Genomic DNA, 14140 nt, shown 5'->3' with positions numbered 1-14140 from the left:
CCCATCCGTCCGGAGGTTCCCATGCTGTCCCGACGTACCCTGCTCCTGTCCGCCGCGGCCCTCACCGTCTCGGTGACCGGAGTCGCCCGCGCCGCCGCCAGAACCCCGAAGGTCCTCGTCGTCGGCCTCGACGGCGCGCTCCTTGACCGGATCAAGGACACCGACACCCCGCACCTCGACGCACTCATGGCCGCCGGCCTGACCGCGCCGAGCAGCATCTACGCCAACCCGCTCGCGCCGACGATGTCGGGGCCCGGCTGGTCCACCCTCATCACCGGCGTCTGGCCCGACAAGCACAACGTCAAGGACAACGCCTTCACCGGCCACCGGTTCGCCCAGTACCCGGACTTCCTCACCCGGATCGAGACGGCGAAGCCGGCGCTGTCGACGTACGCCGTCTGCTCCTGGGCCCCGATCACCGACACGATCCTCTCGGCGAAGGTCGACACCCGCGTCTCCACGCCGAGCGCCGAGTACGACACCGGCACCACGGCCCGCGCGGTGGCGCGGCTGCGGGACGGCAACCCCGACGCCGTGTTCGTCCACCTCGACAACATCGACCACGCCGGTCACGACCACGGCGCCGCGAGTCAGCAATATCTCGACGCCATCCGCACCGCCGACGGGCAGGTCGGGCAGATCGTGAACGCGGTCAGGTCCCGGCCGACGTACGGCGACGAGGACTGGCTGATCATGATCACCACCGATCACGGCCACACCGACGCGGGCGGCCACGGCGGCTCCTCGCTCCCCGAGCGCCAGACGTTCCTCGTCGCCACCGGCCCGACCCTGACGCCCGGCTCGGTCCGCCACGACGTCAAGATGCCGGACGTCGCCGCCTCGGCCCTCGCCCACCTCGGCATCGCGATCGACCCGGCGTGGAACCTGGACGGCCGCCCGGTCCAGCAGCCCACCGCCGACGACTTCGACACCCTGCGCTCCCGGCTCTCGGCCCGCACCGACGAGACCGGCATCCCGGCCTCCGTCCTCGGCTGGACCCGCACCCCGCCCACCGGCTGGTCGGTCGACAACTCCGCGATGGGCACCGGCGGTATGACCGAGTGGCGCGGCTGGTCCTTCACCACGGACGAGTTCTGGACCCAGAGCCAGCGCGACCAGCAGCGCGAGTCCAACATCCGGGCGCGGGGCGTCTTCGCGGTCGCCGACGGCGACGAGTGGCACGACAAGTCCGTCACCGGCACGTTCGACTCGACGCTGGTCAGCCCGGCGTACCCGGTCACCGGCGGCCGTGCCGCGACCCTCAGCTACACCACCTACTACCGCCAGGAGTCCCCGCAGAAGGGCGAGGTCCTCGTCTCCTACGACGGCGCGGCCCCGGTCCTCGTGCGGACCTACACCGCCGACGTCCCCTCCCGCACCGAAGACGTCACCCTCCAGATCCCCGCCGGCGTCGGTACGGTCCGCGTCCGCTTCCGGTACACCGCGGGCAACAACTGGTACTGGGTGATCGACGGAGTCAGGATCACCCAGTCCTGACTAGTCTTGGGGGCGTCGGTACGCCGCGGTTCCGGCGCCCCCAGCTCGTTTCGCACGTACGCCAGGAGTGATCGACGCACATGGCAGACCGCAAGCCCATCGATTCATGGCTGACCGACATGGACGGAGTCCTGATCCACGAGGGCGTGCCGATCCCCGGCGCCGACGCCTTCATCAAGAAGCTGCGCGAGTCCGGCAAGCCCTTCCTGGTGCTGACCAACAACTCCATCTACACCCCGCGCGACCTGCACGCCCGGCTCCGCCGGATGGGCCTGGACGTGCCGATCGAGAACATCTGGACGTCGGCGCTGGCCACCGCGAAGTTCCTGGACGACCAGCGGCCGGGCGGCTCGGCCTATGTGATCGGCGAGGCGGGCCTGACCACCGCGCTGCACGACATCGGCTACATCCTCACCGACCACGAGCCGGACTACGTCGTCCTCGGTGAGACCCGGACGTACTCCTTCGAGGCCATGACCAAGGCCGTACGGCTCATCCTCGGCGGCGCCCGCTTCATCTGCACCAACCCGGACGAGACCGGCCCCTCCGCCGAGGGCCCGCTCCCCGCGACCGGCGCGGTGGCCGCGCTGATCACCCAGGCGACCGGCCGCAAGCCCTACTTCGCGGGCAAGCCGAACCCCCTGATGATGCGCACCGGCCTCAACGCGATCGGCGCCCACTCCGAGACCAGCGCCATGATCGGCGACCGGATGGACACCGACGTGCTGGCGGGCATGGAGGCCGGCATGCAGACCTTCCTGGTGCTGACGGGTCTGACCCGTGCCGGGCAGGTCGAGGACTTCCCGTACCGGCCCTCCAAGATCGTCGACTCGATCGCGGACCTCGTCGACCGCATCTAGGGCAGCCGGCCGGCCAGGCCCTGGGCCCGTGCGCGCCGCAGCGAAACCAGGCCCGGGGCGGATCGGGGTGAAACCCACCCGTTCGGAGCAGTCCCGCCCCTGTTGAGGATGCAGGGGCGGGTCGTGCGGGGGAGTCTCCAGGAGTCTGGAGGTTCACCACGATGGGTTCACTGCGACTCACTCTCTGTACGGGCGTTCTGGCGGCCACCGCGACCCTCGCACCGGTGGCGCACGCCGCGGACGGCGGCGTCTCGGTCAGCCCCACCACTCCGGCCCCCGGCGGCGACCTGGGGCTGCGGGTGACCGGATGCACGGGAAGGACCGGTGTCGCCACCTCGGCCGCCTTCGTCGGCGAGGCCCGGCTTAGCGGCGTGGACGGCACGCTGACCGGCGAGACCAGGATCCGCTCGGCGGTGCGGCCGGAGCGGTCCTACGAGGTCCAGGTCACCTGCGACGGCGCGGACGGGCCCAGGTCCATCACGGCGCCGCTCACCCTCGCCGGCGGATCCGCCCGGTCGTCGGGCGGGCAGCACCCGTCCGGCCATGCCTCGCCGGTCGCCCCCGTCAAGGCGGGGGGCGGGGGCACCGCGCGGCTCGCCGCCGGGGACGAGGACGCCCGGGCGACCGGGCCCAACGCGGCGCACGCCGTCACCGGACTGGTCCTGGCCGGCGCGGCCGGCGTCGCCGTCAAGGTGCTCGGCGGCCGCCGGAGCCGCAGGACGGGCTGAGCGGCGATGTCCGACCGGGAAGGAGCCACCGGCACCGGACGGCTGGTCACGGGCGTGGTCTGGGCGGTGCTGCTGCTCGGGCTGTGGCTGTGGGGTCGCGAGGTGACCGACGTACGGCACGGCACGATGTCGCCCGCCACGGGCGACATGGCGGCGGCGGGCCGCCCGCCCGTCGCCGCCCTGCCGCCCGCCGCCGAGCCGCTGACCGGCGCGCGGCCCCAGCGCCTGGACATCCCCGGCCTCGGCATCCAGGCGCCGGTCGTGGCCCGCGGCCTCGACGCGCAGGGCGCGGTCGACCCGCCGCCGTACGACCAGCCGGGCGTCGTCGGCTGGTACGGGGCCGGCACCGAGCCGGGCGCGGCGGGCACCGCGCTGATGGTGGGGCATCTCGACACCGAGACCCGCCCCGCCGTCTTCCACGCGCTGAGCGCGCTGCGCCCCGGCCAGACCGTCCGCGTCGTCCGGGACGACGGCAAGGTCGCGCAGTTCACGGTGGAGGACGTCACGGTCCTCGACCGGGACCGCTTCGACGCCCAACAGGCCTACGGAACACGGGAGTCGGGGCGTGCCGAGCTACGGCTGATCACATGCGGCGGCACCTTCGACCGCGCCGCCGGCAGCTACACGGCGAACGTCGTGGTCTCGGCGTATCTCACCGGAACCGTCGTGTAACAGCTCCCGGCCGGGCCCCTTCGCCACCTCGTGGGAGCAACGCGGCGTATGTCAGGATTGGGCCCTGGACCGGTGCACCCAAGGGGGAGTTGGATGTACGGCAACAGGGGGGCGGCCGGAGTGCGGGCGACCGCGGTGGTGCTGGGGGCGGCACTGCTGATCGCGGGCTGCACGTCCGGTGACGCAGACGATGGCAAGGACGGCGACGACGCGGGCGGCGCAAGCACGCGGCAGCCCCGGGCCGCGACGCCGTTCTGGGTCAACCCGCACGGGAACGCGGCCGAGCAGGTCGCCGCCTACGTGCGCGACGGCCGGGAGGCCGAGGCGGAGGCGATCCGCAAGATCGCCGAGCAGCCGACCGCCGAGTGGATCGGACCGGAGAACCCGCGGCGGGAGGCGCGCGGTTTCACCGAGGCCGCCGCGAAGGCCGACCGGACGGCCCTGCTCGTCCTGTACAACATCCCGCACCGCGACTGCGGCCAGTACTCGGGCGGCGGGGCCGCCGACGGCGCCGCCTACCGGGCCTGGGTGGACGGCGTGGCCGAGGGCATCGGCGACCGCTCCGCGACGGTGATCCTGGAACCCGACGCGCTGCTGCACCTGGTGGACGGCTGCACGCCGGACGAATTCCACGAGGAGCGCTACGCCCTGCTCGGTTACGCGGTCGGCAAGCTCACGTCGCTGCCCGGCACCGCGGTCTACCTGGACGCCGGCAACGCCGGCTGGGGCCACCCCGACCAGATCTTCGAGTCGCTGAACAGGGCGGGCATCGCCGAGGCCGACGGTTTCTCGGTCAACGTCTCCAACTTCTACTCCACCGAGGAGTCCCTCGCCTACGGCAAGGAACTGTCCGCCAAGGTCGGCGGCAAGCACTTCGTCATCGACACCAGCCGCAACGGCAACGGCCCCTACACGGAAGGCGATCCGGGCGAACGCTGGTGCAACCCGCCCGGCCGCGCGCTCGGCGAGACCCCGACCACCGAGACGGCCGACCCGTCGGCGGACGCCTACCTGTGGATCAAACGCCCGGGGGAGTCGGACGGCGAATGCAAGGGCGGCCCCCGAGCCGGCACCTGGTGGCCCGCGTACGCACTGCAACTGGCCCGCGCCTCATGAAGCACCCGGGCTACCCGCGCCGCCAGGCCCCCTAGGGCACCCGCACCCACCGGGCCGCGCTCGGCACCCCCGCGTCGTCGACGGCGAACACCATGTACCAGCCCGACGGCACCAGGTTCCGGTTCCGCGGTACGGTCACGGTCACCTCGTCCCCGGTCACGGTGAAGTCCAGCGCGACCGAGCGCTGATCCACGTCCGTCACATGCGTCGAGGCGCTCGGCCGGATCAACCGCATCTTCCGCACCGACGCCGCCTGCCGGGACGTGAACGTCCCCGACTCCCCGCGCGCGAGCGTGCGCGGCCCTCCGTCCAGCGACGGCCGGGGACCTCGGTGCAGATACGGCGGCGTGTAGATCTCGATGCGCTGCTCGAACTCTCCCGGCCTGGTGTTCGCCGCGTCCCCGAACAGCGAGTCCGAGCCGAAGAACAGCACCCGCCCGTCGGGCAGCAGCAGCGACCCGGAGTGGTAGTTGCGCCCCAGCAGCGGATCGGCGACCCGGTCGAGCTCGCCGGTCGAGGGGTCGTACAGCCGTGCCTCCAAGATGTCGGAGTCACCGCGCCCGCGGTAGTCCTCCGAGCCCCCGGCGATCAGGACGCTGTCGTCCGGCAGGAGTGAGGCCTGCGGATAGCGGGTGCCCTTCCCCAGCGACGGCCCGTCGACGAAGCGCGGCCGGCTGACCGAGAGATCGACGATCCGCGTCCTGCTGCTCGCCAGCGCGGACTCCCCGACCCCGCCGCCCCCGATCACCATGTACGTCTCGTCCTGGGCGGGCGGCAGCAGCACCGAGTTCGCGGTCTCCAGCATGTTCGGGTCGCTCATGCCGGGCACCACGGTGAAGGTGTCGGTCCGCACGTCCCAGACGCCCGGCTCCCGGCCCACGTCGTCCGGCCCGTACCCGGCGTTCGCCCCGGAGTAGAAGATTTTCCCGTCCTGCATCAGGAACAGCGCCGGATACGTGGGGAACTGCCGCTCCTTCGCGGTGTAGCTCCACTTCTTCGTCGCGGGGTCGAAGACCTCGTTCTTGCCCGGCACCAACTGCCCGATGTCGTCCAGCCCGGAGACACTGAGGATCCGCCCGTCGCCCAGGGTGGTGAGCGTCGGGTACCAGCGGGCCTCCTTCATCGGATCGACCTTGACGTACCTCTCGGCGACGGGGTCGAACTCGTAGGCGTCCCGGATCCCCTGGAAGTCCTTCTTGTCCAGCGCCAGTTTCTGCGCGATGCCGTACGTGTTGCGCGCGTCCGGCCCGGTCAGCCCGTGGACGCGGTAGTTGTCCTGGGTGCCGGTCTCGTACCGCGCGCCCTCCCGTGCCGCCTCGACGTAGATCCGCCCGAATCCGGGATCGTTGCGCAGGAAGCGCCCGGTCGCCTCGTCGAAGACCTTCTTCGCGCGCGGCACCAGCACCGGGTCCTTGGAGACGAACGTCCTGCCGTTCTCCTTGCCGGTGAACCGGGTGCCGGCGGGGAGGGTGATCGGCTTGTCCGGGTTCTCGTTGTAGACGATCATCAGGCCGCCGGCCTTGCGCACATCGCCCTGAAGCTTCTCGTACCGCTTGGTGCCGCCCGCGATCAGCAGATTGCCGTTCCCCAACTGCGTATGCCCGGTGCAGAACAGGTCGTTGGGCGTCGGGACCTTCTTCACGGTGCCCTCGACCGGGTCCCAGAGGCGGGTGTCGAACTTCTTCGCGTCGAAGTTGTCCTGGTCGTTTCCCGACCCGGCCACCAGCAGCACCTTGCCGGTGTGCAGCAGCGCCGCGTGAATGGTGTTCTGCCGGTACTCGTCGGGGAACTCGACGACCTCCCAGCGTCCGTTCTCCGCCTTGTACCCGGGCCGGTCGATCCGGTACTCGTGGTACTTCTCGGAACCCACCCGGTAGAGCCACGGTCCGTTCATCCCGGCCACCGCGAGGACGACCGCCGTGCCGATCGCGAACCGGCGGACCCGCAGGCGTCCGGCACGCTCGGTCATTTCGCCACCCCGTGGGCGGGCGTCGGCGCGGGCACCGCGTCCTGCGGCTCGGGCGCCGCGGCGGTCCGTCTCCGCGCCTGCCGCAGTTCCCAGCGCCAGGCCAGCACCGGTGTGGCGGTGACCAGCAGCGCGAACGACGCCCAGAGGACCATCGCCGGGTGGGAGTGGCCGAATCGGTGGCCGGCGGCGATCGAGGCGCCGAAGACCAGGATGAAGTACCAGTGGTAGCGGAAGGTCCCGAACCACCGGTCCGGGCTCGCCGAGTCGCCCTTCGGTGTGACCACGAACCGGCTCCTGCGCCGCAGCGCCGCGTCGATCAGCGCCTTCGCGTACAGCGGCGCCGACAGCGCGGACATCACCATGCCGGCGACGCCGCCGGAGCCCTCCGGCTCGTGCGGTGAGACGTTGTGGCGGCGGTTCCAGACGTACAGGCCGATCTGCAGGGCGGAGGCGTTGCCGTAGAGCATCAGCCAGACCGCCGGGTCGATGTTCACGCCGGAGGCGCCGAGCCCGAGGAACAGCGCGCAGCTCAGCGCCGCGAGTATCCAGTTCAGGGCCGACATCGGATAGAAGATGATCATCATCGTGTAGTTGAGGAGCTTGGCCGGCGGCAGCGAGTACCAGCCCTTCCAGTACTGCTTGAGGATCGTCTCGTAGGTCCCCCGCGACCAGCGCATCTGCTGGGTGAAGAAGTCCGTCCAGGCGGTCGGGCCCTCACCGACCGCGAGGACGTCCGGGGTGTAGACCGAGCGCCACTTCCTGCGGGTGACGGGGTTGCGGTGCCGGTGGATCTCGAAGCCGGTCGCCATGTCCTCGGTGATCGAGTCGTACAGACCGCCGATCTGCTTGAGGGCCTTGATCCGCACGGCGTTGGAGGTGCCGACGAACATCGGGGCGCCGTAGCGGTTGCCGGCCCGCTGGATCAGCGCGTGGAAGAGGAACTGCTGCGACTCGGCGGCCTTGGTGACGAACGTGTCGTAGTTGCCGTAGACCTGTGGGCCGATCACGAAGGCGATGTCCGGGTCGCGGAAGTAGCCGAGCATCCGCTCCAGGTAGTTCGGCAGTGGCACGTGGTCGGTGTCCACGGAGGCGAAGAAGTCGTAGGCGTCGCCGTGCGCGTCGAGCCAGGCGTTGTAGTTGCCGTGCTTCGTCCGTGCCCGGTGCGGTCCCTTGGCCTGGTTCCATCGCGGGACGCCCTTGCGGGTGAAGTGGTGCACGCCGAGGCGGGCGCAGACCTCCTTGACCTCGGGGTCGTCGCCCTCGTCGAGCAGCCAGACGTGCAGCAGGCCCCGGTGGCGGATCCGCACCGCCGCCTGGAGGGTCCGGGTCACCATCTCCAGCGGTTCCTTGCCGGGCACGAAGGAGGTGAGGAAGGCGACCGACGTGCCGGCCTCGGGCACCACCGGGACCGGGTCACGGGCGACCAGCGTGGCGTGCGCGTTGGACAGCACGTTCATGCAGCGGAAGAACTCGATCAGACCGATCGCGACCAGCATCACGACGTCCAGCGCGGGCAGGAAGGCGTACGCCGGGTGATCGCGTGCGGTCCAGTGCGCCGGATGCAGCAGCCAGACCAGCAGGACCAGCGAGAGCAGGGGGGCGGCCGCCAGCATCAGGGCCACCCGGACGCGGTGCGGCTCCTGCGAGATCAGCGAGCGGTACCGCACCCGGTAGGGCCCGCCCGGACCGGGCTCGGTCAGAGGGCCGGCCAGCCGGCTGTAGTGCTCGTAGTCGTAGCGCGGCAGGGTCCTTCTGAGCCGGCGGAAAGCTCCCGTGTGGCCGCTCCGGTGCGCATCCGCCCGGAGCCTCAAGGTCTGTGACGGGTCGAGGTGCTGCCGGGCGCCCGTCGGCGTCGACGTCATGAGTCATCCCCCCGCACGCGGGTCGGCACCGCGTGTCTGTCGGTCCCTTCACCCGCTCCGGCCCCCCTCGGCCGTCACGGGCGCGTCCGGTCGCGTGACGCCCCCCTCGGCATCACCTCAGGAACGGGGCCCCTCTCCCCGCACCACCGGCAACCGGTTCCTTCCCCCCAAGTGGCGCGTCGTCGCGGCCACTTGCGACCAGGGTTCTACGCCCTTCCGCATGATCGCAAGATGGGATACACGGTATTCACCCGTTAAACGGGCTCATTCGGACGCAAGTTGGCGTTGGCTGGGGCGCTTGAGTGCAGTCGGGTACGAAGGTGGTGGAAGTGGTCCCTAATGGCCTGCTCGGCACGGTGCGTGTCGCCGGAGCGCACCGCGTCCAGGATCTCCCGGTGCTGCCGGCAGGTGACCCGCGGATCCTGCGGCACCTCGACAAGATCCCTGCTCACCCGGTGGAAGGTGTCCCAGAACGCCTCCAGCACCTCGCTCAGCAGGACGTTGTCCAGGCCCCGGTAGAGGGTGGCGTGAAAGGTCCGGTCGGTCGGGGCGAGGCCGGCCCCCCGCGCCGCCCGCTCGTCCATGGCGTCCACGAGCGTCTCCAGCTCGGCGAGGTCCGACGCCGGCAGCCGCCCCGCGAGCCGGGACACCAGCCCCGTCTCCATCGCCTCGCGCAGATCGAGGAGCTGGCGCAGGCTGTCCTCGCCCCGGTGGTGTCCGGCGACCGTGCGGAAGGCGAGGCCCTCGATCATCGGTGCGAGGGACATCCGGCCGACATAGGTGCCGAAGCCGTGGCGTATCTCGACGATCCCCATCGCCTGGAGCGCCTTCAGTGCCTCCCGGACCGAGTTCCGGCTGACGCCGAGCAACGCCATCAGCTCGGGCTCGGTCGGCAGCGGCGCCCCGGAGGCCAGCCGGCGGTCGACGATGAGCTGCTTGATCCGTTCCTGGAGGTCACGCGCTGCCATGGCCAGAGGGTAACCGGCCATAACCGGGGAGGCTCCTCCCATGCGAAAGGCCCCTCACCGTGGTGAGGGGCCTCGCTGTCGGTGCGCCGCCAGGGACTCGAACCCCGGACCCGCTGATTAAGAGTCAGCTGCTCTAACCAACTGAGCTAGCGGCGCCTGCTGACGTCGTTAACTCTACATGACCTGCGGGCGTGCTCCGGACCGCCGCGGAGGGGCCGCCCGGGCCCCGGAACGGGCCCCCGGGGGCCGTACATCATTCGGACCGTCAACATGCGCGCCCGGAAGACAGTTGTGAAACTGATCAACGTGCACAGGTTCGGAAATTCTCGCCAGGAGTGTGAGGGGAATCGCATGGAGACCCCGGTATTCGAGGAAATCGATCCCGCGAGCGACTGCGACTGCCCCGGATGCGCCCACTGGCGCCGCGTCCTCCCGCATCCCACCCCGCACCGCCCCTTCGCCCACCCCGCCGCCCGACGCGCCCTCGCCCTGGCCGCGCTGACCTCCGCGGCCCTCGGCGCCGACCACACGGCGCCCACTCCGGCGGCCGCCCACGCCCCGCTGCGGCCCGGCGTTCCCGCGGACGACGGGCCCGAGACCCCCCAGGGCGGCACGGCGCCCCTGCACGGTCCGGCCGGGACCCCGGGCAAGCCGTCGGACACGGGAAAGACGCCCGAGACGACCCGCGAGAAGATCATCCAGCGGGCCCAGAAGTGGGTCGACGCGAAGGTGCCGTACAGCATGACCTCCTACTGGTCGGACGGCTACCGGCAGGACTGCTCGGGCTATGTCTCGATGGCATGGGGACTGCCGCAGAACGAGTGGACCGGCTCCCTGCACACCTTCGGCACCCGCATCGCCAAGGCGGAACTCCAGCCCGGCGACATGCTGCTGTTCCACAACCCCGACAACCCGGAGAACGGCTCGCACGTCGTGCTGTTCGGCGGCTGGACCGACTACACCCGGACGTCCTACATCGCCTTCGAGTCGACCCGCCCGCACGCCCGCCGGGCCGTGACGCCGTACGCCTACTGGAGCAACTCCGCCCGGTACGTCCCGTATCGCTACAAGGGCGTGGTGGAGACCCCGCTCGCGACCTCACCGGAGACCCCGCCCGTGACTCCTCCCGAGACCCCGTCCGCGACGCCGTCGCCGACCCCGGCACTGCCCGGGACCGACCCGAGGCGGGGCGGCAGGCCCTCCGCCGCGCCGCACACCGGGGCCCACGCGCCCGCCTCGCACGGAGTGCCGGGCTATCCGGGCCGGGCGATGTTCCGGCCCGGCGCCGACAATCCGTACGTCACCCAGCTCGGCGGACAGCTGGTGAAGAAGGGGTTCGGCAGGCACTACCCGGACGGGCCTGGCCCGCGCTGGGGCGAGGCGGACCGGCGGGCGGTCGAGGCCTTCCAGCGCACCCAGGGCTGGCGGGGCGGTGCCGCGGACGGCTACCCGGGGCCCGAGACCTGGCGCCGGCTCTTCTCCTGACCTGCTGTTCCCCCCACGAACGCATCTGGCGCGGAGGCTGGAGACACGCATGACCACGACCACTTCCGAGACACCCGACCCCGGGGGAGCCGAGCGGACCCCGCCGCCCGCCAACCGGGCCACCCGGGTGATCCACAACGAGGCGACCACCGAGATCCCCGTCCATCTGCTGTTCAGGGACGATCCCGATCCGGTGTCCGTGCAGCTGCGGCCCGCCGTGGTCAACCGTCGTCAGGGCACGGGCGAGCAGCCGCGGCTGCGCCGCCCGGCGGGGGCGCGGGCCCGGCCGGTGCCGCAGATCGCCCCCGATCTGGTGGAGCGGCCCGCACGGGTCCTGCCGGCGGCCGCGGGCCTGCTCGCCGGTGCCGCGGGGGCGGCCGGGTGCGCGCTCACCTCCTGGTGGGCGGGGGCGATGCCGCCGGCCGTGGTCTCGGCCCTGGGGCTGCCGGCCTCGGCGGGCGCCGGTGCCGGCCCGGCGCAGTGGGCGGCGTACGCCGGGGCCGGGGCGCTCGGCCTGTTCGGGTTCGGCGGCCTGGCGCGGGGGCGGACCGGGCGGGCCTGGGTGCTGGGGGTGTTCGGCCGCTACCGGGGGACCGTCCGGCGCACCGGTCTGATGTGGGTGAACCCGCTGCTGCCGCGCCGCCGGGTGGACGTACGGCTGCGGCACTGGCGCAGTGAGCCGATGCCGGCGGCCGACGGCAGCGGGCTCGCGCTGCGGGTCGTGGTCCTGGTGGTGTGGCGGGTGCGGGACACCGCCCGTGCGGTGCTGGCGGTGGAGGACCACGAGTCGTATCTGCGGGTGTGCGTGGAGGCGGCGCTGGCGCGGGTGCCGGTCGAGATGCCGGGCGCGGCGAAGCCCGCGGTGGACGCGGCGGCCGACGCGCTGACCCGGCTGGTGGCGGCGGACGCGACGCCGGTCGGCATCGAGGTGTTCTCGGTGCAGCCGGTGCGGGTGGAGTACGCCCCCGAGGTGGCCGCCGCGATGCACCGCCGGCGGATCGCCGCGCTGGACGCCCAGCACCGGGCGAGCGTGCTGACCTCGGTGGTGGACTCGGTGGAGGACACGGTGACCCGGCTGACCATGCGGGGGCTGGTGGCGCTGGACGACAACGAACGCAAGGTGCTGGTCAAGGACTTGACGGTGGCGTTCTGCGCGGGGCGGGGAGAAACCGGTCCCTGATTGGTATGGACATGTTCAACTCGCGGCAATAAACTCAGCCTTGGTCTAGACCTGCAAGCTCAGTGAACTTCCCCCACGTTCTCCAGGAGCGGCAGTATGCGCAAAAAGACCAAAGTGTCCGCATTGATGGTGGGTATGGCGACCACCGGTGCCCTGGTGCTCTCCTCCGGCGGAGCCAGCGGCCACGGCTACACCGACCTGCCCATCAGCAGGCAGAAGCTGTGTCAGAACGGCAGCGTGACCAACTGCGGCAACATCCAGTGGGAGCCGCAGAGCGTCGAGGGACCGAAGGGCTTCCCTTCCTCCGGCCCGGCCGACGGGCGGATCTGCTCCGGCAACAACGGGCAGTTCGGCCAGCTCGACAGCCCGCGCACCCCCTCGGGCGCCGCTTGGCCGGCGACCAAGGTGAACGGCGGCCAGAGCTACTCGTTCCGCTGGCAGTTCACCGCCATGCACTCCACCACCGACTTCAAGTACTACGTCACCAAGCCGGGCTGGAACCAGAACCACAACCTCGCCCGGTCCGACCTCAACCTGACCCCGTTCCTCACGGTCCCCTACAACAACCAGCGTCCGCCGCAGACCCTCTCGCACAGTGGCACCCTGCCGTCCGGGCTCAGCGGCCGGCACGTCATCGTCGCGGTGTGGACGATCGCGGACACGGCCAACGCGTTCTACGCCTGCTCGGACGTCACGTTCTGAGTGTGCCGGACACGCGAAGGAGCCCCTCGCTTCCCGCGAGGGGCTCCTGCGTTGTGCGCCGCCAGGGACTCGAACCCCGGACCCGCTGATTAAGAGTCAGCTGCTCTAACCAACTGAGCTAGCGGCGCATGACTCCCGCCGTCCGCTGTACGCGGTCGGCGACGGAGAAAATAATACCCGGTCCGCGCGGGTGCTCCGACCACCGCCCGAGGCGCTACAGCGCCAGGGAGAGCAGTACCGGAGCCGCGTTGCGGTTCAGGGTGTCGGCCGCCTGGCGCAGCCGGTGGGCGTGCTCGACCGGGAGCGACAGGGCCAGGCAGCCCACCGCGGAACCGGCGGTGATCGGGACGGCCGCGCAGACCGTGCCGATCGCGTACTCCTGGAGGTCGAGCACCGGCACCGTCGGCGGCTGGGCCTCCAGCCGGGAGAGCAGCACCTTGTCGCTGGTGATCGTGCGCGAGGTGAGGCGCGCCATCTTGTGCCGGGCGAGGTGGTCGCGGCGGCCGTTGTGGTCCAGCTGGCCGAGCAGGCTCTTGCCGACCGCCGTGGCGTGCGCCGAGAAGCGGAAGTCGACCCACTCGTTGACCGCCGGGGTGGCCGGGCCCGCCGCGTACTGGGTGACCCGGACCTCGCCGTCGACGTAGCGGCTGATGTAGACGGCCGCGCCGACGGAGTCGCGCAGCCGGTCGAGGGTGCGCTGGAGCTGCTCGCGCAGGGCCTCGTCGTGCCGGTGCGCGGAGCCGAGGCGGGCGAGCGCCGCGCCGGTCACGTAGGCCCCGTCGGAGCCCTGGTCGACGTACCCCTCGCGGCGCAGCATCCGCAGCAGTCCGGTCAGCCGCTCCGCGCGCAGTCCCGTCCGTCGGGCGATCCCGGTGACGGTGACACCGGCGGGGTGCCGTGCCACCGTCTCCAGGACGCGCAGCGCGTCCTGCGCCGAGTGGTACGGCACGGTCGGCTCGTGCTTCAGCGCCACGGTCTCCCCCTGCGCTCGCTCGCTTCCGTCCTGGGCCTGCTCTCGCTCTCCACGATAACCGGCAAGAGGCCGGTAATGAGCGGCAGTTGACGAGATGACGACCTCCTCAGCAGGGGCGTAGCCACTTG

The 14140-nt window shown here is 71.6% G+C and carries 12 protein-coding genes and 2 tRNA genes; 8 read left to right on the top strand and 6 right to left on the bottom strand.

Annotated features, from left to right (window positions below):
- Positions 1 to 21: 21 nt before the first annotated feature.
- The 5 genes from ACIP2X_RS33925 to ACIP2X_RS33905 all read left to right on the top strand — a co-directional run bounded on the left by ACIP2X_RS33925 (position 22) and on the right by ACIP2X_RS33905 (position 4873).
- Entirely contained in the window at positions 22 to 1497 is a 1476-nt protein-coding gene (locus ACIP2X_RS33925) for an alkaline phosphatase family protein (protein WP_401680822.1), read from the top strand.
- An 80-nt stretch (positions 1498 to 1577) separates the two neighbouring features.
- The gene (locus tag ACIP2X_RS33920) at positions 1578 to 2357 is read left to right on the top strand and encodes an HAD-IIA family hydrolase (RefSeq protein ID WP_401680819.1); all 780 of its coding nucleotides are present in this window, start codon (positions 1578 to 1580) and stop codon (positions 2355 to 2357) included.
- A gap of 161 nt (positions 2358 to 2518) precedes the next feature.
- Positions 2519 to 3085: a hypothetical protein gene (locus ACIP2X_RS33915; protein ID WP_401680816.1), complete on the top strand. Its 567-nt coding sequence runs from the start codon at positions 2519 to 2521 to the stop codon at positions 3083 to 3085.
- A 6-nt stretch (positions 3086 to 3091) separates the two neighbouring features.
- Positions 3092 to 3757, top strand: a complete 666-nt coding sequence (locus ACIP2X_RS33910) for a class F sortase (protein WP_401680813.1) — start codon at positions 3092 to 3094, stop codon at positions 3755 to 3757.
- Positions 3758 to 3850: 93 nt separating this feature from the next.
- Positions 3851 to 4873, top strand: coding sequence for a glycoside hydrolase family 6 protein (locus ACIP2X_RS33905; protein ID WP_401680811.1), 1023 nt, complete (start codon positions 3851 to 3853; stop codon positions 4871 to 4873).
- A 31-nt stretch (positions 4874 to 4904) separates the two neighbouring features.
- Here ACIP2X_RS33905 and ACIP2X_RS33900 read toward each other — a convergent pair whose 3' ends face one another.
- The 4 genes from ACIP2X_RS33900 to ACIP2X_RS33885 form a co-directional block, all read right to left on the bottom strand.
- A complete protein-coding gene (locus ACIP2X_RS33900; RefSeq protein ID WP_401680808.1) occupies positions 4905 to 6842 on the bottom strand; it encodes a galactose oxidase-like domain-containing protein in 1938 nt (645 codons plus the stop codon).
- Complete coding sequence (locus ACIP2X_RS33895; RefSeq protein ID WP_401680806.1) at positions 6839 to 8704, bottom strand: glycosyltransferase family 2 protein; 1866 nt, start codon at positions 8702 to 8704, stop codon at positions 6839 to 6841. The genes ACIP2X_RS33900 and ACIP2X_RS33895 overlap by 4 nt, the downstream gene beginning before the upstream one ends.
- 254 nt (positions 8705 to 8958) lie before the next feature.
- Positions 8959 to 9672, bottom strand: a complete 714-nt coding sequence (locus ACIP2X_RS33890; RefSeq protein WP_401680803.1) for a FadR/GntR family transcriptional regulator — start codon at positions 9670 to 9672, stop codon at positions 8959 to 8961.
- Positions 9673 to 9754: 82 nt separating this feature from the next.
- Positions 9755 to 9828, bottom strand: a tRNA-Lys gene (locus ACIP2X_RS33885).
- Between the two features lie 195 nt (positions 9829 to 10023).
- Here ACIP2X_RS33885 and ACIP2X_RS33880 point away from each other — a divergent pair.
- The 3 genes from ACIP2X_RS33880 (at position 10024) to ACIP2X_RS33870 (ending at position 13039) form a co-directional block, all read left to right on the top strand.
- Positions 10024 to 11157 carry a peptidoglycan-binding protein gene (locus tag ACIP2X_RS33880; RefSeq protein WP_401680800.1) on the top strand — a complete coding sequence of 378 codons (1134 nt, stop codon included), beginning with the start codon at positions 10024 to 10026 and terminating at the stop codon, positions 11155 to 11157.
- A 49-nt stretch (positions 11158 to 11206) separates the two neighbouring features.
- Positions 11207 to 12337: an SPFH domain-containing protein gene (locus ACIP2X_RS33875; protein ID WP_401680797.1), complete on the top strand. Its 1131-nt coding sequence runs from the start codon at positions 11207 to 11209 to the stop codon at positions 12335 to 12337.
- 96 nt (positions 12338 to 12433) lie between these two features.
- Positions 12434 to 13039, top strand: coding sequence for a lytic polysaccharide monooxygenase (locus ACIP2X_RS33870; RefSeq protein WP_401680794.1), 606 nt, complete (start codon positions 12434 to 12436; stop codon positions 13037 to 13039).
- Positions 13040 to 13093: 54 nt separating this feature from the next.
- On the opposite strand, the gene ACIP2X_RS33865 is transcribed toward ACIP2X_RS33870, so the two are convergent.
- Positions 13094 to 13167 (bottom strand) — tRNA-Lys (locus ACIP2X_RS33865).
- An 86-nt stretch (positions 13168 to 13253) separates the two neighbouring features.
- Positions 13254 to 14012: an IclR family transcriptional regulator gene (locus ACIP2X_RS33860; RefSeq protein WP_401680791.1), complete on the bottom strand. Its 759-nt coding sequence runs from the start codon at positions 14010 to 14012 to the stop codon at positions 13254 to 13256.
- Positions 14013 to 14140: the final 128 nt, after the last annotated feature.

Origin of the sequence: Streptomyces sp. NPDC089424 (assembly GCF_044749345.1) — a bacterium.
Lineage (GTDB): Bacteria > Actinomycetota > Actinomycetes > Streptomycetales > Streptomycetaceae > Streptomyces.
This window is presented reverse-complemented; position numbering and strand designations above follow the sequence as displayed.

What these genes read in the sequence shown, in the direction of transcription:
- ACIP2X_RS33895 (WP_401680806.1), bottom strand. Translation starts at nt 8,704, where the DNA reads ATGACGTCGACGCCGACGGGCGCCCGGCAGCACCTCGACCCGTCACAG.
- ACIP2X_RS33910 (WP_401680813.1), top strand. Translation starts at nt 3,092, where the DNA reads ATGTCCGACCGGGAAGGAGCCACCGGCACCGGACGGCTGGTCACGGGC.
- ACIP2X_RS33905 (WP_401680811.1), top strand. Translation starts at nt 3,851, where the DNA reads ATGTACGGCAACAGGGGGGCGGCCGGAGTGCGGGCGACCGCGGTGGTG.
- ACIP2X_RS33900 (WP_401680808.1), bottom strand. Translation starts at nt 6,842, where the DNA reads ATGACCGAGCGTGCCGGACGCCTGCGGGTCCGCCGGTTCGCGATCGGC.
- ACIP2X_RS33870 (WP_401680794.1), top strand. Translation starts at nt 12,434, where the DNA reads ATGCGCAAAAAGACCAAAGTGTCCGCATTGATGGTGGGTATGGCGACC.
- ACIP2X_RS33925 (WP_401680822.1), top strand. Translation starts at nt 22, where the DNA reads ATGCTGTCCCGACGTACCCTGCTCCTGTCCGCCGCGGCCCTCACCGTC.
- ACIP2X_RS33920 (WP_401680819.1), top strand. Translation starts at nt 1,578, where the DNA reads ATGGCAGACCGCAAGCCCATCGATTCATGGCTGACCGACATGGACGGA.
- ACIP2X_RS33880 (WP_401680800.1), top strand. Translation starts at nt 10,024, where the DNA reads ATGGAGACCCCGGTATTCGAGGAAATCGATCCCGCGAGCGACTGCGAC.
- ACIP2X_RS33915 (WP_401680816.1), top strand. Translation starts at nt 2,519, where the DNA reads ATGGGTTCACTGCGACTCACTCTCTGTACGGGCGTTCTGGCGGCCACC.
- ACIP2X_RS33890 (WP_401680803.1), bottom strand. Translation starts at nt 9,672, where the DNA reads ATGGCAGCGCGTGACCTCCAGGAACGGATCAAGCAGCTCATCGTCGAC.
- ACIP2X_RS33875 (WP_401680797.1), top strand. Translation starts at nt 11,207, where the DNA reads ATGACCACGACCACTTCCGAGACACCCGACCCCGGGGGAGCCGAGCGG.